The organism is Streptomyces sp. NPDC047981, from assembly GCF_040653315.1.
Classification (GTDB): Bacteria; Actinomycetota; Actinomycetes; order Streptomycetales; family Streptomycetaceae; genus Streptomyces.
In genome coordinates, this window is sequence record NZ_JBEZNQ010000001.1 from 226,534 (window position 1) to 247,704 (window position 21,171).

The 21,171-nt window shown below is 70.4% G+C and carries 19 protein-coding genes and 1 pseudogene; 7 read left to right on the forward strand and 13 right to left on the reverse strand.

Going from position 1 to position 21,171, the window contains the following annotated elements; genetic code table 11:
- Positions 1-99: 99 nt before the first annotated feature.
- The 7 genes from AB0E14_RS01100 to AB0E14_RS01130 form a co-directional block, all read right to left on the reverse strand.
- A complete protein-coding gene (locus AB0E14_RS01100; RefSeq protein ID WP_362410348.1) occupies positions 100-1,869 on the reverse strand; it encodes a CocE/NonD family hydrolase in 1,770 nt (589 codons plus the stop codon).
- A 158-nt stretch (positions 1,870-2,027) separates the two neighbouring features.
- Positions 2,028-2,960 (reverse strand): LD-carboxypeptidase, encoded by a 933-nt coding sequence (locus tag AB0E14_RS01105; RefSeq protein WP_362409948.1) that lies wholly within the window; start codon positions 2,958-2,960, stop codon positions 2,028-2,030.
- Complete coding sequence (locus AB0E14_RS01110) at positions 2,957-5,044, reverse strand: prolyl oligopeptidase family serine peptidase (RefSeq protein ID WP_362409950.1); 2,088 nt, start codon at positions 5,042-5,044, stop codon at positions 2,957-2,959. The genes AB0E14_RS01105 and AB0E14_RS01110 overlap by 4 nt, the downstream gene beginning before the upstream one ends.
- A 51-nt stretch (positions 5,045-5,095) precedes the next feature.
- Complete coding sequence (locus AB0E14_RS01115) at positions 5,096-6,445, reverse strand: M20/M25/M40 family metallo-hydrolase (RefSeq protein WP_362409952.1); 1,350 nt, start codon at positions 6,443-6,445, stop codon at positions 5,096-5,098.
- The gene (locus AB0E14_RS01120) at positions 6,438-7,271 is read right to left on the reverse strand and encodes a M55 family metallopeptidase (protein WP_362409954.1); all 834 of its coding nucleotides are present in this window, start codon (positions 7,269-7,271) and stop codon (positions 6,438-6,440) included. Before AB0E14_RS01120 ends, AB0E14_RS01115 begins: the two co-directional genes overlap by 8 nt.
- Before the next feature lie 99 nt (positions 7,272-7,370).
- Complete coding sequence (locus tag AB0E14_RS01125; protein WP_362409956.1) at positions 7,371-8,537, reverse strand: MFS transporter; 1,167 nt, start codon at positions 8,535-8,537, stop codon at positions 7,371-7,373.
- Positions 8,538-8,655: 118 nt separating this feature from the next.
- Positions 8,656-9,252 (reverse strand): helix-turn-helix domain-containing protein, encoded by a 597-nt coding sequence (locus AB0E14_RS01130; protein WP_362409958.1) that lies wholly within the window; start codon positions 9,250-9,252, stop codon positions 8,656-8,658.
- Positions 9,253-9,415: 163 nt separating this feature from the next.
- Between AB0E14_RS01130 and AB0E14_RS01135 the strand changes: the two genes are divergently transcribed.
- On the forward strand, positions 9,416-10,459 hold the full coding sequence (locus tag AB0E14_RS01135; RefSeq protein ID WP_362410351.1) for a hypothetical protein: 1,044 nt from the start codon (positions 9,416-9,418) through the stop codon (positions 10,457-10,459).
- Positions 10,460-10,474: 15 nt separating this feature from the next.
- Here AB0E14_RS01135 and AB0E14_RS01140 read toward each other — a convergent pair.
- Positions 10,475-11,329, reverse strand: a pseudogene (locus AB0E14_RS01140) (carboxypeptidase-like regulatory domain-containing protein); the annotation flags it as partial.
- A gap of 502 nt (positions 11,330-11,831) precedes the next feature.
- Positions 11,832-12,305, reverse strand: coding sequence for a hypothetical protein (locus AB0E14_RS01145; RefSeq protein WP_362409960.1), 474 nt, complete (start codon positions 12,303-12,305; stop codon positions 11,832-11,834).
- 363 nt (positions 12,306-12,668) lie between these two features.
- On the opposite strand from AB0E14_RS01145, the gene AB0E14_RS01150 reads away from it, so the two are divergent.
- The 6 genes from AB0E14_RS01150 to AB0E14_RS01175 all read left to right on the forward strand — a co-directional run bounded on the left by AB0E14_RS01150 (position 12,669) and on the right by AB0E14_RS01175 (position 17,853).
- Entirely contained in the window at positions 12,669-13,274 is a 606-nt protein-coding gene (locus AB0E14_RS01150; protein ID WP_362409962.1) for a hypothetical protein, read from the forward strand.
- Between the two features lie 38 nt (positions 13,275-13,312).
- Positions 13,313-13,843 (forward strand): ImmA/IrrE family metallo-endopeptidase, encoded by a 531-nt coding sequence (locus tag AB0E14_RS01155; RefSeq protein WP_362409964.1) that lies wholly within the window; start codon positions 13,313-13,315, stop codon positions 13,841-13,843.
- 16 nt (positions 13,844-13,859) lie between these two features.
- Positions 13,860-15,050, forward strand: coding sequence for an MAB_1171c family putative transporter (locus AB0E14_RS01160; RefSeq protein WP_362409966.1), 1,191 nt, complete (start codon positions 13,860-13,862; stop codon positions 15,048-15,050).
- Positions 15,047-16,624 (forward strand): amidase family protein, encoded by a 1,578-nt coding sequence (locus tag AB0E14_RS01165; protein WP_362409968.1) that lies wholly within the window; start codon positions 15,047-15,049, stop codon positions 16,622-16,624. The genes AB0E14_RS01160 and AB0E14_RS01165 overlap by 4 nt, the downstream gene beginning before the upstream one ends.
- A gap of 159 nt (positions 16,625-16,783) precedes the next feature.
- The gene (locus tag AB0E14_RS01170; RefSeq protein WP_362409970.1) at positions 16,784-17,245 is read left to right on the forward strand and encodes a hypothetical protein; all 462 of its coding nucleotides are present in this window, start codon (positions 16,784-16,786) and stop codon (positions 17,243-17,245) included.
- A 44-nt stretch (positions 17,246-17,289) separates the two neighbouring features.
- Positions 17,290-17,853, forward strand: a complete 564-nt coding sequence (locus tag AB0E14_RS01175; protein WP_362409972.1) for a hypothetical protein — start codon at positions 17,290-17,292, stop codon at positions 17,851-17,853.
- A gap of 410 nt (positions 17,854-18,263) precedes the next feature.
- On the opposite strand, the gene AB0E14_RS01180 is transcribed toward AB0E14_RS01175, so the two are convergent.
- From AB0E14_RS01180 to AB0E14_RS01195, 4 genes are all read right to left on the reverse strand, one after another.
- Positions 18,264-19,643: a hypothetical protein gene (locus AB0E14_RS01180; RefSeq protein WP_362409974.1), complete on the reverse strand. Its 1,380-nt coding sequence runs from the start codon at positions 19,641-19,643 to the stop codon at positions 18,264-18,266.
- Positions 19,644-19,873: 230 nt separating this feature from the next.
- On the reverse strand, positions 19,874-20,326 hold the full coding sequence (locus tag AB0E14_RS01185) for a hypothetical protein (RefSeq protein ID WP_362409976.1): 453 nt from the start codon (positions 20,324-20,326) through the stop codon (positions 19,874-19,876).
- A gap of 51 nt (positions 20,327-20,377) precedes the next feature.
- Positions 20,378-20,707, reverse strand: coding sequence for a hypothetical protein (locus AB0E14_RS01190; RefSeq protein WP_362409978.1), 330 nt, complete (start codon positions 20,705-20,707; stop codon positions 20,378-20,380).
- A 122-nt stretch (positions 20,708-20,829) separates the two neighbouring features.
- Positions 20,830-21,135 carry a hypothetical protein gene (locus AB0E14_RS01195; RefSeq protein WP_362409979.1) on the reverse strand — a complete coding sequence of 102 codons (306 nt, stop codon included), beginning with the start codon at positions 21,133-21,135 and terminating at the stop codon, positions 20,830-20,832.
- Between the last annotated feature and the right edge of the window lie 36 nt (positions 21,136-21,171).

Genomic DNA, 21,171 nt, shown 5'->3' on the forward strand with positions numbered 1-21,171 from the left:
TGCGTAGGCGGAGGCACAGTCTGCGGCCCGCTGCCCGCAGAGTGGGAAAAGAACAGGTAAAGAACGACCGAAGGTCGCGTGAATCCACCCTTCTGGCTGCTAACCCACCCGGCCCTTGACAAGAGGCAACTCCAGGGTCCCGGTGTCCTCGGGCGCGGCGGTGACGATCACCGGCTTCACGCCGCGGTTCCCCGCGTAGGCGTCGTCGCTCGCGGCGATCACGAACTCCAGCCGGTGGCCCGCCTCGTAGCGGTGGGCGATGCCGGGCAGCTCGACCGTGAACGGCCGGGTCACGTCGGGCACGCGCACCGGCGCCACGAGCCGGTTGACCAGGGTCTTCTTCCCGTCCGGTGCGACGTCGTAGACCTTGGCGAAGAGCACGAGACGGTCGGCGGCGTCGCCCGAGTCCTGGACCCGCTCGGTCTTCGGGGAGACGACCCGGAGGGTGGCCTTCGGGGCGCCGACGAGGTCGACTGGGGCGGCCAGCGGGGCGCTGGTCCAGGCGAGGTGGGTGCCGGCGAGGTCGTACGGCTGCGGGTCGGGCAGGCCGACCAGGCCGGCGAGCGAGGACTCGGAGTGGCTCGTGGGGACCAGCCAGTTGGTGTAGGTGCGTGAACCCCGGGCGACCTTGGAGCGGTTGTCCACGAGCTTGCCGTCGCCTGAGAGGTAGAGCTTCTGGCTGAGAGCGGGGACGCCGGCCGCGGTGCCGTAGCCGCTCTGCCAGGAGCGGTGGTAGGCGAACTCGGCGCCCGTGTCGACGCCCGCGTCGCGCCGCAGGTACCGGTCGAACCAGGCGAGGACGCGCTGCCCGACGTAACTGGTCTCCAGGTTGCCCTGTCCGAGGTCGAGTTCGCCGGGGGCCTGGCCCCCGCTGTGACCCCAGGACTGCCAGATCATCTTCGTCTCGACGCCGCGCGCCTGGAGACGCTCGTAGGTGTCCTGGGCCTCGTTGAGGGTGAAGAGGCTGTCGGCCTGGCCCTGGACGATCAGGGTCGGCGCCGTGACCCGGTCGAGGTAGGAGACCGGGGAGACGCTCCGGGCGAAGTCGAGCATCTTCTTCGTCTCGGCGGCGGGGTAGCGGCCGGAGTTGAGCAGCCGGACGGTGTCGCAGGCGTCGGTGACGAAGTGCAGACAGCGCAGGCTGTTGATCCGGGTGGGGTCGAGGGAGGGGACGAGCAGCGGCTGCCCCTCCCCCATCAGGTAGAAGCCGTTGGCCCACTGCCATTTGAAGACGCCGGGGGTGGCCCGGTCGGCGGCGTTCGGGGCGAGGGAGTACGCCAGGTCGTTCCAGGTGATGAGCGGGACGAGCGCGTCGAGGCGGGGGTCGACGGATGCGGTGGCGAGCTGGATGGCGCCGCCGTAGGAACCGCCGACCATGCCGACGCGCGGGTCGCCCGCCCCGTCCCGGGTGACGAAGTCGGCGCGGGTGCCGTCGTCGGCCGCGCGGGTGCCGCCCAGGAAGTCCAGGAGCCGGGCGGCGGCCTGCCCGTCGATACGCGGGTCGTCGAGGGAGATCAGGCAGCCCGACCTGCCGAAGCCGAGCCCGGAGTAGACGAGTCCGACGTAGCCCCGCTCGGCGAAGGCCTTCCCGATGGCGTCCGTGGACCCGTCCGTCTTGCTGCCACCGAAGCCGTTGGTGGCGAGCACGGCGGGTGCCGGGTGCGCCGCGTCCACCCCGGCCGGCCGGTACAGGTCGGCGTCGACGGCGCAGGTGCGCCCGCCCACCTCGACGGTGAAGGTCAGCGGGGTGACGGTGTACGTGCCGGGCTCGGCGCCCTGCGCGGGGCCCGCCGCGGCGAGCGGCCCGGCGAGGGCCGTGGTCGCGGCCAGGGCGAGGAGCTTGCGGGACAGCGGCAGCGCGCGGGACACGGACACGGGAGCCTCCACACTGAGGATTACCGACTGGTAAGCACCGAGCGGGGCCCATGGTGTGACACGTGTCAGACCGCGTCAACGCGTCGGACAACGGTTGTTGACGGAGATTCAGTGAAGGAGTGCGGAGGGCGCGGCCGGTCCGGACGCGCGCCTCAGGCGAGCGCCGGCACGTCCAGGGTCAGCGTCGCCGCCTCCGCGTCCAGGACTCCTGGAACGCCGAGCGGGACGGTGAGCGCGGTCTCGCTGTGGCCGAAGCCCAGTTCCTCCACGACCGGCACGCCGAGGCCGCCGAGCCGGTCGGCGAGGACCGCGCGGACGTCCTCGTAGGGTCCGCACTCCTCCCAGGAGCCCAGGGCGATGCCCGCGACGCCCGCCGGCCATCCGGAGCGCAGGAGCTGGGTGAGGATGCGGTCGAGCCGGTACGGCTCCTCCCCCACGTCCTCCAGGAGCAGCAGGCCGCCGCGGGCCGAGGAGCGGGCGTGCGGGGTGCCGAGTTCGGCGGCGAGGAGGCTCACGCAGCCGCCGAGGGTGACGCCGTGCGCCCGGCCGGGAGCCAGCGGGCGGGCGGTGGGAAGGCCGAGGGACCGGACCGACTCGGGCTCGAACAGCGTGGCGCGCAGGGACTCCTGGGTGCGCGGGTCCTTGAGGAACGTGGCCGCCGCGACCATCGGGCCGTGCAGGGTCGCGAGACCGGCGCGGACGGCGAACGCCTCGTGCAGGGCGGTGACGTCGCTGTAGCCGACGAACACCTTGGGGCCCGCGGCGCGGATCGCCGGCCAGTCGAGCAGGTCGACCATCCGCTGGGCTCCGTAGCCGCCGCGCGCGCAGAGCACGGCGGAGACGTCCGGGTCGCACCAGGCCTCCTGGAGGTCCCGGGCCCGGTCCTGGTCGCCTCCGGCGAGGTAGCCCAGCTCCCCGTGCGTGTCGAGGACATGGGGCGCGACGACCGGTTCGAGCTCCCAGCCGCGCAGGATGTCGAGGCCGGCCGCGAGCCGGTCCTCCGGGATCGGCCCGCTGGGGGCGACGACGGCCACGCGGGCGCCCGGGCCGAGCCGGGCGGGCCGGGTCAGCGCGGTCACGGTCATTTCCTCAGCTCCAGCGGGGGCACGTCGGAGCGCACGACGCCGAAGGTCTGTGCGTACAGGGAGAGTTCGGCCTCCAGGGCGCGGACCATCGTCTCGGCCCGGCGGAAGCCGTGGCCCTCGCCCTCGAAGGCGAGGTACGCGTGCGGAACGCCCCGCCCCGCCATCCGGGCGAGGAAGCGTTCGGCCTGCGCGGGCGGGCAGATCACGTCGTCGAGGCCCTGGAGCAGCAGGAAGGGCGCGGAGATCCGCTCGACGTGGCCGAGCGGCGAGCGTTCCTGGTAGCGGGCGGGCACCTCGGCGAGCGGGCCGACGAGCGACTCCAGGTATTGGGACTCGAAGTCGTGGGTCTCGTCGGTGGCCCAGCCCAGGAGGTCGAGGATGGGGTAGATGATCGTGCCGCAGGCGTAGACGTCGGAGGTGACGAGGGAGGCAGCGGTGGTCCAGCCGCCCGCGCTGCCGCCCCGGACGGCGAGCCGGGCCGGGTCGGCGGTGCCCTCGGCGGCGAGGGCCTCGGCGACGGCGGCGCAGTCCTCGACGTCGACCACGCCCCACTGCTCACGCAGCCGTTCGCGGTACTCCCGTCCATAGCCGGTGGAGCCCCCGTAGTTGACCTCGGCGACGCCGATGCCCCGGGAGGTGAAGTAGGCGATCTCGAGGTCGAGGACGAGCGGGGCGTGCCCGGTCGGCCCGCCGTGCGCCCACACCACGTAGGGCGGCAGCTCCTGTCCCGACGGGGTCCGGTCGGGGCTGTGGGGCGGGTAGACGTGGGCGTGGATCTCGCGGTTGTCGGGACCGGTGAAGGTGCGGATCTGGGGCTCGGGGTAGTACGACGGGTCGACGGGGTCGTCGTGGGCGGAGCCGAGCACCCGGGCCCGGCCGGTGCGGGTGTCGAGCTCCACGACCTCGTACGCGCTGCGCGGGCTGGCGGCGACGCCGACGACCCGGGGGCCGTGCGCAGCCAACGTGGCGGCCCACTCGGTCCACGGTCCGGCGGTGTCGACGAGTTCGCCGCTCTCGGGGTCGAGTATCCCGAGGGCGGTGGCGCCCTTGCCGTGGATGACGGCGACGAGCCCGTTCTCCAGCGGCTGGAACCAGGTGAGGCCGATCTTCCAGAGGGGCCCGCCGAACTCCTCGGGGCGCGGGCACAGGGCGACCGGCTCGCCGCTGCCGTCGGCGCCCGTGCCCGTGCCGGTACTCGTGCTCGTGCCCGTGCCCGTGCCGGTACTCGTGCTCGTGCCCGTGCCCGTGCCGGTACTCGTGCCCGTGCCCGTGCCCGTGCGGTAGAGGTTCCACCAGCCGCTGCGGTCGCTGACGTGGAGGAGCTGTCCGTCGGCCGACCAGCCGACCTGCGGCACGGACTCCTCGGGGCCGCCGGCCACGGTCCGCGCCGGGCCGAAGGTGCCGTCGGGGGCGACGTCGGCGAGGAGGACCTCCGTGCCGTCCCAGGGCATGCGGGGGTGGTCCCAGCCGATCCAGGCGGCCTGCCCGCCGTCCGGGGAGAGCCGGGGTCCGGTGACGAACCGGTGGCGTCCGTCGGAGAGTTCGCGGATCGCGGCCCGGTCCTGGGCGGCCGACCCGTCGAGGGGTACGGCGGCCAGGACCCGGCGCACGTCGGTGGGGGCGGGGCCGGTGAACTCCTCCAGGACGCACCAGACTTCGTCGCGCTCGGGATGGATGAGCGGGTCGACCCAGCGCAGCCCGCCGCCGACCGGGGAGACGGGGGTGAGCGGCCGGGGCCCGGCGCCGGTGGGGGCGTCGGGCTCGTACGCGTACAGCCGCTGGTCGGCGAAGTCGACGAAGACGAGGAGCGGGCCGCCGTCCGCGCGCGCCCGCCCGGCCCAGGGCAGTCCGCCGTACTCGATGACCCGGCTGCGGACGTTCCAGGGGGCCGGGAGCACCGACTCCTCGGTGCCGTCGGCGCGCCTGCGGACGAGCGCCCGTCGACCGCCCTCGGTGGGGCGGGGCGCGGTCCACCACACCTCGTCGCCGACGAAGCCGACGTACTCGGGCCGCCCGTCGTGGCGGGCGGCCAGCGCGGCGTCGATCGGGGAAGGCCAGGTGCCGTAGGCGCCCGTGGGTACCATCGCGACTTCCTTTACACGGACTCGGGCGGTGGAACGCGAACTCGACGAAACCTACGCCGACTTCAGGTAGTGGTCGAGGACCCGGACGCCGAAGTGCAGGGCGTCGACCGGCACGCGCTCGTCCACGCCGTGGAAGAGCGCCGCGTAGTCGAGCTCCGGGGGCAGCCTCAGCGGGGAGAATCCGTAGCCGGTGATGCCGAGCCGGGAGAACTGCTTGGCGTCGGTGCCGCCGGACATGGCGAACGGCACGACGTGCCCGGCCGGGTCGAAGTGCTCGACGGCCGCCCGCAGTCTCGCGAAGGTCGGCGAGTCGACCGGGGCCTCCAGGGGGACCTCGCGGTGGTGGAACTCCCACTCCACGTCGGGTCCGGTGAGCAGGTCCATGGTCGCGGCGAACTCCTCCTCGCCGCCGGGCAGCGTGCGGCCGTCGATGTACGCGACGGCGCGTCCCGGAATGACGTTGACCTTGTAACCGGCCTCCAACATCGTCGGGTTGGCGCTGTTGCGCACGGTGGGTTCGACGAGCGCGGCGGCCGGCCCGAGCTTCTCCAGGAGCGTGTCGACGTCGAATTCCTCGGCGGTCACGTCGGTCTCGATGCCGTACAGCGCGGCGAGTTCGGTGAGCGCGGCGCGCACGGTCGGGGTGAGGCGGACGGGCCAGCTGTGCGCGCCGATTCGGGCGACGGCCTCGGCGAGGCGGGTGACGGCGTTGGCGGTGTTGACCTTGGAGCCGTGTCCGGCCCGGCCGTGCGCGGTGAGCTTGACCCAGGCGGTGCCGCGCTCGCCCGCCGCGATCGGGTAGAGCGTCATGCCGGGTTGCGGATGGAAGCTGAACGCGCCCGACTCGCTGATGCCTTCGGTGCAGCCCGCGAAGAGGCCGGGGTGGTGGTCGGCGAGGAATCCCGAGCCGTCCTCGGCGCTGGCCTCCTCGTCGGCGGTGTAGGCGAGGACGATGTCCCGGCGCGGCCGGATGCCCTGCCGGGCCCAGGAACGGACGACGGCGAGGACCATCGCGTCCATGTTCTTCATGTCGACGGCGCCGCGCCCCCAGACCACTTCGTCGCGGATCTCGCCGGAGAAGGGGTGGACGGCCCAGTCGGCGGGCTCGGCCGGGACGACGTCGAGGTGGCCGTGGACGAGGAGGGCGTCGGCGGACGGGTCGGTGCCCTCGATCCGGGCGACGACGTTCGTCCGGCCCGGTGTCCGCTCCAGGAGGGCGGGCTCCAGACCGGCGGCGGCGAGCCGCTCGGCGACGTACTCGGCGGCGGGCCGTTCGCGGCAGTCCCCGCCGCCCCGGTTGGTGGTGTCGATCCGGATCAGCTCGGAGGTGAAGGTCACCACCTCGTCGAGCGCCGTGCTGTCGAGCGCCGCGCCGTCCGGGCTCGGGACGGGCTCAGCCATACTGCTCCTCCACCGCTGCGGAGACGATCGTGGTGACCGCCTTGAACGTGCGAATGCCCTCGTACATCGTCGCGCTGGTGTACGCGACCCGGCGCTCGCCGCTCCGCGCGACCCCCGGTACGACGGTCGCGGCGCCGGCCAGATGCTCGGCGTCGAACTCCAGCTCGACGGTGAACGGCCCGGCCGCCACCGGCTCGTGTCGTACGGCGAGGGCGACGGCGTCCTTCGCGGCGGCCCGGATCTCGCTCGCCGTGCGCTTCGGGGTCCGGCACACCGCCGCGTACCGCGACACGTAGTCCTTGACGGCGACCTTGCGCGACTCGGGCGCGTAGCCGAGGGCGTCCTCGCAGGTCAGGTCGTCCCCCGTGACGAGGACGACGGGCACGCCGTACTCCGCCACCACATGGGCGTTGAGCAGCCCCTCGCTCGCCCGGACTCCGTTCAGCCAGACGCCCGTGAGGGAGTTGGGCAGGTAGGTGTGGGCGAGGACGCCCTCGGTACCGGCGCCGGTGTGGTAGCCGATGAACGCGATGCCGTCGACGTCGCCGTGCTGCACCCCCTCGACGATGGACAGGGTCTTGTGCCGCCCGGTGATCATCTCGGCCCGCTCGTCGAGCTGTTCGAGCAGCAGGTTGCGCATGGACCAGTGGGCCTCGTTGATCAGCACCTGGTCGGCGCCGCCGTCGAAGAAGCCGAGGACCGCCGCGTTCACGTCGGAGGTGAACATGGGCCGGCACCGCTCCCATTCCGGCGTCCCGGGAAGGACGTCGGCGGGCCAGGTGACGCCGGTGGCACCCTCCATGTCGGCGCTGATCAGGATCTTCACTAGCCTTGTCCCCTCACGTTCGGTGACGACGACACTCCTGCGGCGTCACGTTACGCCCCGACGAAGGGCCAGGCCAGGACCCTGGAAAGGTTTAGTGGTCTAGACCTCTATCAGGGCGCGCTCGCGGTCCGGCCGGCGGGACCGCTCGGGCAGCAGCGACAGCAGACCGAGGACCGCGAGCCCCGCGCCGAGCCAGAGCGGCGAACGCAGCCCGCGCGCCTCGACGAGGAGGCCGCCGACGGACGAGCCGATGATGACGCCGAGGGTGATGAAGGAGGAGTGGACCGTGTTCACGAGCGGCCCGGCGTTTCCGGCGCGCTGGACGCGGGTGACCATGGCCGGGTTCATGGTGACGCCCACCAGGCCGATGCCGGTCATGAGGAGGACGGCGGCCGGGCCGAGGTCGGCGAGGAGCGCGAAGCCGGCGAGGAACAGGGCGTTGAGGGCGAGGCCCACGACCTGCACCCCGATGGTGGCGCGGTCGGCGAGCCGGCCCACGACGGTGTTCCCGACGACGGTGGCGGCGCCGTAGAGGACGAGCAGCAGGGGCACGGCACCCTCGTCGAACCCGCTGATCCCGGTGAGGATCGGGTTGAAGTAGCTGAAGGCGGAGAAGGTCGCACCGATGATGAGGGTGCTGGTGACCAGCGCCGACCAGAGCCGGGGCCGGCGGAAGACCTGGACCTCGGCGCGCAGGGAGTCGCCACCGTTGCTCGGCGGTTCCAGGTGGGGCACGCCCACCGCGACCGCCGCGGCGGCGAGCACGGCAAGGACCGCGATCGCCCAGAAGGCCGCGCGCCAGCCCAGGTGCCCGCCGATGAACGTCGCGAGCGGAAGCCCGAGAAGGGTGCCGAGCATCAGGCCGTTCATCGCCACGCCGATGGCCCGGCCGCGGATCTCCTCCCGGGTCAGCGCGGAGCAGACGGAGATGGCGACACCGAAGAAGGCCTGGCTCGCGACGCCCGTGACGACGCGCGCGGCGACCATCGTCCCGTACGAAGCGGCCGTCGCGGCAAGAAGGTTGCCGGCCAGGAAGACGCCGAAGAGCACGAGGAGCGCGGGCTTGGGCCGCAGCCTGAGCACGGCGACGGTGAGGAAGGGGCCGCCGACGGCCATGGCGACGGCGAAGGTGGTGATGAGGTAGCCGATCTGCGGGACGGTCGCGTCGAGGCCGGCCGCCATCTGCGGCATGAGGCCCGCGACGACGAACTCGCTGGTGACCATGGCGAAGATGCCGATGGCCAGTACGTACACGGCGCGTGGCACGTGGGGTCACGTCCTTCATTGCTCGGGTCCAGTTTTGGACCGATCAGTACGAAACAGGGGCGCGGGGACGCCCGGAGGAGCCCGCCGGGCCCCACCGGACATGCCCGCCGGGCGGGTGTCAGACGGTCATGGCGTCCAGAGCGACCGCGGCGATGGACTCGATGACGGCGCGATCGGCGCCGTTCTGCGCGGAGACCCGCATCCCGGCCACGGCGGCGGTGAAGAACCGCGCGAACTCCTCGGGCCGGCGGGCCCGCGAGAACACGCCGTCGCTCTGCCCCGCGGCGATGGTCGCGGTGAGCGCCGCGAGCCGGCGCTCCTGGTCCCGACCGAGGAGCGCGGCCACCTGGGCGTCCCGCCCGGAGAGCTCGACGGTGGTGTTGACGCCGAGGCAGCCGATGCCGATCCCGGCCCTCCGATGGGCCTCCTCGATCGCGACGATCGACGCCATGACACCCTTCAGCCGGTCCGCGGGCGGCAGCGACTCGTCCTCCAGGAGGGCGAGTTGCTCGCTCGTGGTCATCTCGGTGTAGCGCGTCAGCGCCCGCAGGAACAGGGCGTGCTTGCTGACGAAGGTGTTGTAGATGGAGCTGCGCCCCAGGCCGGTCGCCTCGCACAGATCCTGGGTGGAGGCTGCTTCGTAGCCCTTCTCCCAGAACAGGTGCATCGCGGCGTCCAGGGCGCGCGCCTCGTCGAACGTCTTCGGGCGTGCCATGCGAGCACCGTAGCAAGTATTGGACCGCACGGTCCAATACTCTTCCGGCCACCATGCCCGCCTTGATCAGAAATCGGGCGATATCCCGTCAACGCGTACGTATAGGCTGGCCGCTGCAGTTTTCCGCCCGCCCCCTACGCCAGGAGACCTCTCGGTGACCACCGTGATCGCCCCCTCAGCAGCCACCACCCCCGAGGCGACCGACTTCGTCGTCCAGGACGTGCCCGACGTCGTGGTGCGCGACGCCCGGGAGTTCGGGGTCTACGCCCGGACCGGCGGCTGGGCGTTCGCGCTGAAGGTGGCGCGGAGCGTGCGCCCCGGCGGGCAGGCCGCCGACGCGTCCGGGAAGGTCTCGGCGAAGGCCTTCGCCGAGCTGGCCGAGTGCTCCCCCGAGCGGGTCATGCGCTTCTACAAGGCCTGGGACATGGCCGCCGACGACGGCCTCGTCCCGCAGTTCGAGGCGCTGGCCCCGGGCGAGGACATCGAGCTGCCCGAGGCCGACGTCTGGCTCTCGTACTACTCCTCCCGCTCCAGCGCCTCCTCCGTGCGCGGCCACGCGATCACCGCCGCCGCCGAGGCGGAGGGCATCCGGCCCACGAAGGCACTGGAGGTCGCCGAGAACCCGACCGCCCTGCGGGCCGCGATCCTCGCCGACCCCGGCACGGCGGAGGCCGCGCGCGGCGCGCTGCTGGACCGGATGAAGGACGACCCGGCGCTGCAGACCGAGATGGCCCGCGCCATCGCCAGGACCGGCGATCTGAAGAAGGCCGTCGCGAACGAGGCCAAGGCCGCCGACCGGATCGGCTACGTACGGCAGATCGTGGAGAACGGGCAGATCAGGACGCCCGCCGGGCAGACGGTCGAGGCGCCCGCCGCGCTGCGGGCCGAGGCCGAGCGGCACCTCTCCCTCATCGACGAACTCGACGACGCCGAAGAGGCGGGCGAGTGGGCCGGTGAGGCGTACGACGCGGTGAAGGTCATGGTCGCCGAGGCCGTGGAGGCCGACCCCGCGCTGCGCGTCCAGGAGCGCCGCACGAAGTTCTACAACAGCCTGCAGAAGGCGACGAAGGTCTTCGAGGAGCTGACCCTCGACGAGGTCCTGGAGGAGGACGTCATGGAGGACGACATGCTCCAGCGCCTCGAAGCCCTCCAGGCGGCGATCAGCACCTGCATCGACACCCTGCGCAAGGCGACCGCCGCCTCCTGAGGAGCGCTGGGCCGGTCAGTCCTCGTGGCCGAGCTGCAGGTCGCGTTCGGTGCGTCCGCCGCCCGCGACCTGGAGCACGGTGGCGACCGGCGGATAGCCGGCCGCGATGACCGTGTACTCGCCCGAGGACAGGTCGACGAAGCGGAAGGTGCCGTCCGGACCGGTCGTGAGCGTGTCGACGACATTGCCGGCCGCGTCGAGGAGCGTCACCCGCGCGTCCTCGACGGGCCGGCCGCCCCCGGCCCGTACGGTCCCGCGCAGTACGGCTCCGCCCGCCAGCTCGATGTCCTGGCGCGTCTCCCGGGAGGCCTGCACGCTCACGGGCAGCGCTGCGGGCCGGAAGGCCGGGGCGCTCGCGGCGAGCGTGTACTCCCCCGCCACCAGCTCCGTGATGACGTAGCCGCCCTCGCGCCCGCTGCGGGTGGAGGCGACGACCTCGCCGCGTACGTCGGTCAGGGTGACCGCCGCGTCCCGTACGGGAGTTCCGTCGGCGGTCAGGACGCAGCCGGCCAGCCGTCCGGCGCCGCCGAGGACGACGTCGAGCTCCACGGGCCGTTCGCCGACGGTGACGGAGACGGCCTGCGGCTGATGGCCGCCGGCCGCCGCGATCAGCACGTACGAGCCGGGTCCCGGCACGCTCAGCGCGTACCGACCGTCCTCGCCGCTGCCGCCGCGGCCGATCTGGCGTCCCTGGACGTCGATGAGGGTCAGCGCGGCCCGCGGGACACGGCTGCCGTCGTGGTGCTGGACCGTGCCGCAGACGGGGAGTCCCGCGGTGTACGCGGGGGCGGCGCCCGCGCGGGCGCGGGGCACGGCGGTGGGGGCCTCGGTGGTGGGGGTGTGGTGGGACACCAGCGGTTTCTCCTTGAGGGAGATGCATCGCGTCGCTATGACCTGCACGAATACGCAAACAGGCCGCCTCCATGGCTACTTTGAAGGCTACGCAGCTACTCCGGAGCGGCACTACAACCAGCCGTAGAGGCTGTTGTCGCGGGCCGACCAGGGAGATAGTCGAATGCCCCCGGGCGTCCGCCGGAACCTCTCACACGCCCTTCCCGCTGTCCAGAATACGGACAGAGTGAGTGACTTGCGTCACTTCCAATCTCCCCCTTCGCGCGGCCTCCGGAATTCCGCAGCCCCACCCGTGCACCCAACTATCGCTGCCACCAAAAGCCTATGAATCTGGAACCCCAACACATCCGAACCGCCCACCACTTCAGCTCCTCCACCCCCAGGACTCCCCCCCCGGAAAGCAGCGCCGGGCGAAGCCGATATGAGGACATGGAAGAAGAGGTGCCGCCCTCGGGGATCGCCATGACGCATCGCAGATCATGCATCCAAGCCGCCCCGACATTCGCCATTCAGTTGCGGGCTACCGACGCGAGGCGTTCACAGCAGCCCACACGACATAGCCGTCTTCGTCACCCCGGTATTGCCCAACCTCGTCGGCCAGACGATGCACAAGATAGAGACCCGGCTCCACTTCGGGTGCAGGAAGCGGGTCCCGCTTCTCGCCGACGGAGACCGTCACGTGCATGCCGTCGAAGGTGATGCGCCCGAGGATGTCGATGCTGGACCGGTCCCGGGCGGTGATGTCGACGAGTTCACGGACCACGGAGAGGACATCCTCCCTCGCCGCGAGCGCCGCGGGCGCTCCCCTAAGGAGCAGCGGGAGGGTCCGGCGGACGGTGGCCACAGCACGCTCCATCGCGTCGACCGGCGCGATGTCCGGCCCCACACAGAAGACGGCTTCTCGCCCGAGAACGAGCCGCGAGCTCGGCGCCAGCAAGGGCAGCAGCCGCCCGACACCCAAGCCGTGTTCGGCAGCGGAAAGCGTCACGTCCATCCGTCCCATCCCCAAGAGCGGGCCCGCGCGGTCGCGGGGGCCCTGGTCAACTCTCACCCCGAAGGCGCCCACATACGCGCCAAAAGCCCCCGGCTCAGAGCAGGGCGGGCAACCTGAGTTCACAGCGTAGCCGAAAACAAAACGAAGACTACTATTCCAGTTAACTGAGATGGACGGTGCCCTACGGCGAGACAGCGGCACCTACGACTCACAAAGGACCAGGTGAACCGTGCGACACGGCGCCATCGCGAGCGACACCCTGCAACCAGGAGCGTCAAGATGAGTTGATAGCCTCCCTGAGTGGAGCTCGACCATCCGGTCGACTTCTATCAACTGAGGTGAATCGAGGAGGGAGGTGCCATCGTGACCGAGATCGATAGACAGCAACCACCGGGAGACGACAGCTTCGCGGAGCGGCTCGACTTTCTCTGCACGAACGATCCCCGGGGGCCCTTCAGCAATCCTGAAGTCGTCCGGATGCTTGAAAAAGAGGACATGCCGGCGCCGTCGGGTACGTACATCTGGCAGCTCCGGACAGGGCGCTCGGACAATCCGACGAAGAAGACCATGGACGCGTTGGCCGACATGTTCGGCGTCCCTCGGGACTACTGGGCGAACGATGCCACCGCTGCGGCCGTGAACGTCATGATCAAGCGCCTGAACGGCCTCAAGGCCAAGGGCGCCACCCCGGAACAGTTGCACCGGCAGCTCAAGGGCTTCACCCAGCGCATGAGTCAGGGTGTCGACCCGGAGAAGCTGGTGGGTCAGTTGGAGGCGCTGGAGCGCTTCAACGCGGCAGGCGTGACCGCGGCCGACTTGGAGCGGCTGAAGGACGCCCGCGTGACAGGGATCGCGATGCGCGCGGTCGGACTATCTCCACAGGGCCTAGATGCAGCTGTGGCCATGATCGAGCATGTTCGTCGGCTCGAAGGCTTGCCGCCCGAGCCGTCTGCCTCGGCAGAGATCTGATCGAGGCTCAGCACCACCAGCACCAAGGAGTAACCCCTATGAGGCGCCGTGCACATCGCGCCATCAGCGCCGAGGCGACTCCCGTCGATCCGCTGGTTGGCCAGTGTCGCGAGTTCGTTGAGTCTCTGGGCCTGCCACCGGCGACGAGCGTTCGGGACCTCGTCCCTTTCGTCGAGGCGAAGATCGGTGAACCGATCCACATCGCCCCGCACGAGAAGACCGACGGATCTCTGCCGTGTGGCACGGTGGTCAGGAAGGGCGAGGGCAACTACATCGGGTACGACCCAGAGACCAGCCCTGCTCACCGTGATCACATCATCGCCCACGAACTGGCCCACCTCCTCCTGGGCCACCGTGGCGCCGCACCCGCAGAGGATTTCGATCTGGACCTCCTCGATGACGATCTGCTCGTCACGGTCCTCGGCCGTACCGAATACGACGAGGACCCCGAGCGCTGGGCCGAAGCGGTCGGGAGCCTCCTCCAGGCACATGTGTTCACCAGCCGACCGACATCCAGGAGCGAGTCGGCGAATCGCATCGCCCGCACTCTCATGCGGTGCGATGCCTGATATGTAAGAGAAAATCTTGAAAGACCTTCTTCACCCGCTTTGCCTGGTCATCGCGGGGAGCGGCTTCCTGCTGCTCCTGCGCGACCTGCGAGCGGGTAGGCGTGACCCTGCACTGACCGCGCTGGCGTTCACGTACTTCTTCTCGGCTCTGAGCTACGCAATCTCCCTGACCCCGGTATGGGTGCGTATCGATGGCTGGCTCGGCGTGACCAACATCGCCGTACCGCTCGCGCAGAGCTGCGTCGTCCTCGTCCTCGGGCTCCAGGCAAGCGTCCTGGCCTTCTGGACGAAACCGGCCGCCGAGGCAGCCCGCCGCGTCCGGTGGCTCATGTCCGGGGCGCTGACGGTCATCGTGCTCATGGCCGTGCTGTTCGCTCTGCTGACGCCCGTGTCGCAGCGACCGACCGACTTCACCCTGTACTACGCGCACGACCCGGTCTTCCAGACCTACCTGCTGCTGTACATGTGCACCTACACCGCTGCCGAGATCTACCTCGCGCGCGTCTGCTGGAAGTACGCCGGGGAGACCAGCGACCCGTGGATCGCCAGGGGGCTGCGCATCATCGCCGTCGGCGCGGTGATCACCCTGGGGTACTCCGGTATCCGCCTGTCCGCCATCCTCGGCGCCGAACTCGGGTTCAGCGTGAAGCCGTTGGAGCCGTACGCCTGGATCTGCGGCGACATCGGCGCGACGCTGACCCAAATCGGGTATTTCACGCCGCTCATCGCCCACAAGGTCGCCGCCGCCTGGACCGCCCGCAAGGAACCCCGGCAGTACCGGACGCTGGAGCCGCTGTGGCGCGCGGTGTCTGCCGCCGAGCCCAGCATCGTTCTGGTCGAGCCGGGCTCCGACTCAACGGAAGTCTCGTTCCACCTGTACCGCCGGTCGGTCGAGATCCGAGACGCCCAGATCGAGCTTCGGCCGTACCTCGCCCCCGAGGCACGCGCGGCTGCCGAGGTGCAACGGTTCGCGTGGTGGCGCTCCCGCCGGGACCGCGTCGCCGCCGTCACCGCGGCCCAGATCCACGCGGCCCTCGTCCAGCGCCACGAGGGCCCGGTCGAGGCCCCCTCGTCCTACGCAGACGCGGCTCTGGACACGCTCGATCCTCGCCAGGAACTCGCCCACCTCGTCCGAGTCGCCCGGCACTTCACCGTGCCGGCGCCGCGACCGGAGCCCGCCACCGCATCGGGAGCCACCTGCCCGTGAACCGCCGAACCCTGCTCACCGCCGCTGCCACCGGCGTGGCCGCTGCTTCTCTGCCCTCCGTGGCCGTGGCCTCCCCCACCACCAACGTGAAGGACGCCATGAGCCGCACCTCCGCCCTGTACCGTTCCAGCGCCCGCGCGCAGCTCGCCGCTCTCCGACGGGGCACGGTCACCGCTCGGGAGCTGCTGGACCAAGTCCTCGCGCACCACGCCCAGGTGAACCCGCGCGTCAACGCGGTCGCGACACTCGACGTCGAGGGCGCCCGCGCCGCCGCCGAGAGGGCCGACCAATACCTGGCGCGCACCGGGCGGACCATGGGGCCGCTGCACGGTTTGCCGATGACGGTCAAGGACGCGTTGGAGACCGCCGGACTGCGCACGACGTGCGGGAGTCCAGACCTGACCAGCCATGTCCCGGATCGGGACGCGGACGTCGTCGCGCTCCTGCGGGAGGCCGGGGCTGTCATCGTCGGCAAGACGAACGTCCCGCCGATGTGCCAGGACCTCCAGACCTCCAACAGCCTGTTCGGGACGACCAGCAATCCCTTCTCGTCCGCCCACACCGCTGGTGGCTCCTCAGGTGGTCCGGCCGCCGCCGTCGCCACGGGCTTGAGCTCGCTGGAGGTCGGCTCCGACCTCGCCGGTTCGCTCCGCCTGCCGGCCGCGTACTGCGGCGTGCTCGCGCTCCGCACTTCGCGGGGCTCGTCGCCGATCGTCCCGACCCGCGGGCACATCCCCCGCCCGCCCGGGTGGCTCACCAGCTCGGACATGCTCACGCTCGGGCCGATCGCCCGCGACGCCGACGACCTCGACCTCCTGCTCGATGTCCTTGCCGCGCCCGCTCCCGCCGACCGTGACGCCTGGCGCATCGACCTGCCCGCCCCGGTCTCGACGACGCTGCGCGGGCAGCGCATCGGCATCTGGGCGGACGACGAGTTCTGCCGCGTGGACACCGCGACCCGCGATCTGCTGGAGCAGGTGGTCCGTGAAGCCCGCGCTGCCGGCGCCGTCCTCGACGAGACGTCCCGGCCCGTCGACTTCGCCAAGAGCAACACCCTGTTCACCCAGCTCATGTACGCCACCTCGTCGGCGACGGCATCCGATGCCGCGTTCGCCGGAGAGGTCAAGGCCGCCGAGACGGTTCCGGACGACTCCCCCTCGGCCCTGTACCTGAAGTCGCGGACCATGCGGCACCGCGATTGGGCGCGCGCCGACGAGGAGCGGCAGAAGCTCCGCGCGAAGTGGGCGGCGTACTTCGAGACGCACGACCTGCTGATCACCCCGGCCGCGCCGACGGCCGCCGTCTTGGACCAGACGTCCGTCCCTGCTGCGGACCGGTACATCACGGTGGACGGCGTGCGGCGCAGCTTCTACGACCAGACGAGCTGGATCAACCTGGCCTCACCGGTCGGCCTGCCGTCGCTCGTGATGCCGGCCGGGAAGACGCGGGACGGGCTGCCGATGGCCATCCAGATCGTCGGCCCGTACCTGGCCGACCGCAGCGTCATCGCCGCGGCGAAGGCCCTCGGCGCACTCCTCCCCACGGCGCCGACGGCGCCCGGCCTGCTGGTGTGACGAACTCGGTGTGCCCGTTCCCACGGGGGTGGGACGTGCGCACTGGCATTCTGGAGGGTCCCGGCACATGCCCGTGCCGGGGCCTTCCTTGTACTGCGCCACAGGTCACTGGGGGTGTCGTGGCATGATCGAGCCATGATCAAGGGGTGGGGAAAGACAGTGGCGAGCATTCTGTTCGCCGCCTCGGTGATTTCCGTAGTGACGGCCTGCTCGGAAGCGGCGGACGCGGCTTCCGACGGTAAGCCCGCTGCCACGCAGTCCGCGGCGAAGGCTCCGGCAAGGCCGGTCACGGCCCAGTGGCGGGAGACGATGGACTGGTGGGCCACGCACGACATCGGCTGTCTCAACGGCAGCTCCGTCGACGAGAACGGCGACGGCTGCGCGATCCGGCTCCAGGACTACGTCGACGACGTCCGCAAGATCCGTAAGGCGATGAACAACGACCCCGCCGCGCCGAAGGGCTTCTATACGGATGCGTACGTGATCATCGACCGCATCGAAGCGTACGCCGCCACCCCGGCCGGTGAGGACGACACCGCCGGGTGGCTCGCTGCCCGCCCGCTCATCTGGATGGAGGGCAGCGACCTCGACGTGTGGATCACCGCCCACCCCGCGCAGTAGCAAAAGGACGACCAACTGTCAGTGACAGCTGCGACCCTGACGGGATGCCACGTATCCCGAAGCAGATCCTCCGTGACGTACTGATGGATGTGCTGGCCGAGCAGATCGGCCCTGAGGCGGCCCGCTCGAAGGCGATAGCTGCCCTCACCGCCGGGGCTCATCCACCATGGCGTGATGACGATCTGCTCGATTGCATGTCGCTGACCTCCTATTTGGTGCGCCGGCGCCTACGCGAGGAGCTGCCAGAGCCGGAGAAGGAGGGCGCCCGGTTGTACGTCCTGGGATTCCAGGGTCCGCGGCCTGTGGTGAAGGTCGGATTGACCAGAAACCCGGAGCAGCGATTCGAGGCGCACCAGACGCAGGCGCAGAACTTCGGCTTCATCCTCGTCGACGGCTGGGTGTCCGCGCCCGTTGAAACGAGTACGAAGCCCTCGCATCAGGAGCGAGACGTCCTCACCCAGCTGCACTTTGTACTGAACGGATGGATGCGCGGCGGCCGTATCGAGGAATGGTTCCACGGCCACGACTTCGAACGGATCCGGGAGCTTGTACAGAACCGGGACGTGCTGTCTGAGCTGTATCTGTCGAGGCATCAGCCCCGGGGATGATCAGCATGTGATCATCCCCGGGGCGTCGCCCTACTCCGAACCGCCTCGGGACCGGCGGGTCTTCCATGCACGGGCGGCCCATGAAATTCCCGTAAGAACAACCCCGGCGGCCAGTGCGCCAATGAACTCGGGAAGGGACTCTCTGAACAGGGTGAACACCATCGTCTCCGCCTGTGCGTCGTTTCCGCACTGACGGGGCGGCTCACCGTAGCCCAACGGCCTGGTCCAACGAACTTCGTTGGCCAGTTCACCCGGTTTGAGTCATCGCCCGGTCCGGGATCCGTTACGGCTACGTGCTCCCCAGCGGCCTCGAACCGCCCCGTCGGCCGTGTCCGACGAGAGCTGTCACCTAGCGTACCGACTCTCTAGGCCGAGTTGGCCATTCCCGCGGGCTGCACACTTTTGGGCGTCTACACCCAGACCTCGTGCTCGTCCTTGAAGTGTGGCCAGGGCCAACCGACCTGTCGTTCCGCCAGCAGGTGCCTGATGCCCGCGATCCACGTTCCCGGCTGGAGGAGTTCGAGCAGGTAGCGGTCGAGTTCCGAGGGCGCCATCTGGAGCGTCCAGCCGGGGGTCATCGTCATCCCGCCGGGAAGCAGGCGGGCCTGTAGTTGGTCCTGGTGGTGGATCTCCATGAACACTTCGCCGGGCTGGGGAGCTCGCGGTCCTGGCGGTCTGATCCAGTGGGCGTCCAGGCCGGCGGCCCGCAGCAGGCGGGTGAGCAAGGGGCCGGAGGTCTCGACGGTGAAGATGACGTAGTCGCCGATGATGCGTGCGCAGAGGGCGGGGTCGAGGGGGTAGTTCGCCCAGGGAACACGGAGCGGGTCTCGGGCGGTGCTGTCCAATGTGGTGGCGTGCCAGTTGTGGTCTTCTCGTCGGCTGGCAATCCCCGCACTCGCAAGTGCCGCTCCGAACACCTCCTGGAACCGATGGTTGAACTGCTCCGAGGAAAGTCCGAGCCGGGTGCAGGCGTGCTGGTCGACGACGGCTAGGGCCCGGGTTCCAGGCACCACAATGGCATGAACGCCGTCGACGGCAGCCCGGCCGACTGCCGCGCGGAGCATGTCCATGTGAGTGCGCAGTGGGAGATCAAGATCGTGCAGGCGCTCGGCGGTGTTCGTGCCGGGCAGGGGGCCTCCGTCAAGAATGGCGGCCCTCGCCTCATTGATCCGGCGAAGTTGGGCGCTTCTCTTCGCATGCGGGTTGGTCTTGATCTCATCTGTGTGGGGCGGGTTGATCTCGTCCCAGACGGTGATGTCGCCGATGCGCAGACAGTTGGTGAGGTCGTGTAGGAGAGCGAAGTGCCCGCTCTCCTTGAAGGCCCGCTCTGCATAGTCTCGTTCAGCTGCGAGGCCGATCTTTCCGTACATGGGACCAGCGAATTGGTTTCGGCTCAGGGCAAGGATGAACGGACGGTGGAACCCGAAGGCCCTCCAGGCGAGGGCATCGCCAACGGAGCGAAGCTGCCGGGTTAGCCGCTCGCAGACGGCATGCTCGAATCGCCAGGTCGCCTCCTCAACCGGGTCTCGGCCGGACTGGGGCTCGGGGGCGTCCCTTTGAACGGGCTTCCCCCTCTTCACGCGCTCGGCGGCTCGCTTCAGTTCGTGCTGGTCCTTCTCCACGTCGAGCAAGCGGTCAAGGAGATCCCGTTGGAACTCGAAGCCTGCTTCCGCCGAGTCGATGGCTCGGACCTGGTGAACGAGACGTGCAAGCACCGGTTGCATGGCGAGGTGGCGTGGGTGCGCCAGCATGTCGTCAGGTTCGTAGAAGGCGGCGTCGAACAGGCTCATCGGCTCAGTGTGCCGACGAGGGAGCCGCCGCGCGAGGAGATTGTTGTGCGTGGGCGCTTCTCTCGCACGAAGCTCGAACGGTAAGGGCGGGCCCGCCGAGACCTGGTGGCCCGCCCGCGCTGTTCACGATCGGCGCCTGCCCGGCGCACAGGTTGTCAGCTCATTCCAACGAGATGCCGGTCCAATGTGAGCCCTCGCCAACGAGGACCGGCCCGATGTCGTGTGGGGTCTCACCACAGGCTGGTCTGACCGGCGTCCTCCAGGGCCTGCCGCTCGGCGTCCGCCTTGGCTGCGGCATGGTTCCGTCGGAGCAGCGCGAGGAAGGATGCTTGGGCTCGGGTCTGGGCGTGCTTGCGCTGCTGGAGCTCGGCGGAGGTGGCCCAGCGGACCAGGACCTCGTTGTCGGCGAGGACGGGCTCGTCGGAGAGGACGGTGCACTTGATGTGCGGCTGTTCCAGGCGGTGAATGATCTCGCGCATCGTGGTGAACCAGTCCGGGCCGTAGGCCCCGGCTATGACGACGGTCGTGCCCGTTCCGTCAGTGTGCTGACGGAGGGCGAAGCCGTCGGTGTCGTGCCGGCCGGGGTGTCCGTCGCGCTGCTCGGCCTCGGTGAGGCGGAGGTGGGCGAGGCCCCCGTTGGTCAGGTGGGTCGCGATGGTGTGGGAGCGGGTCGTGCGGGACATGGAGGTCTCCTGGGGCGGGCCGCCCGCACAGGGCGGGCGGCCTCGGGTGGGTCAGCTGAGGGGCGTGCCAGCCTGGTCGAGCAGGGCGTAGTAGTCCGGCGTGGACGGGATGCGGAAGTAGTGGACCTGCTCGGTCGCTCCGGTCACCGCGAGGCGGTGGACCAGTAGTTCACCGCCGTTGCGCTGGGGCCGGTTGCGGGCTGGAACGAGGCTGAAGATGTAGGTGGCGCTGCCGATCTGGCGCTCCCCGGAGACGGTCAGGCGCCTGGCTCGGGGGCGTCCGATGCGCATGCGGAACTGGTGGCCTGAGATCTCACGGGGGGCGTGGCGGTTGTAGGTGGTGGTGCAGATGGTGCAGCGCATGGACTGGTGCCTGGACATGGGTGCCTTCGGTTCGGGTCGGTGGCCGGTTGCTCTCCGGCCGGGAGGCGGCGGCGTACGAGCCGCGAGGATGTGAGCTGTTGGCGACGGGGGCGCAGGGCGCGCCCCCGAGCGGGGAGGACCTAGGAGGGGTTCTCGACGAGCCAGTTGCGGTAGTCGATGCCCTCGACGACGTAGACGTCCTCGCGGTCGGCGATCCAGCCCTTGCCGTCCTGCCATCGCTGCGTGCGCAGGCAGGGCATGGGGACGATGCCCTGCTCGCGGATGTCGTCGAGGTTGAGGACGGTTCCGGTCCAGGCGTAGAAGGTGCCGGAGGGGCGCGTGTGGGCGGCGCCGAAGTCGAGCCGGATGCGCATGCCGTGGGTGAGGACGATGTCGCCCTGGGCGAGTTCGCTGCTGTTCTTCACGGTGACGTCGGTGGTGGTCATGGCTACCTCTGGTCGTGGTGGGAGTGGTGGGAGAGT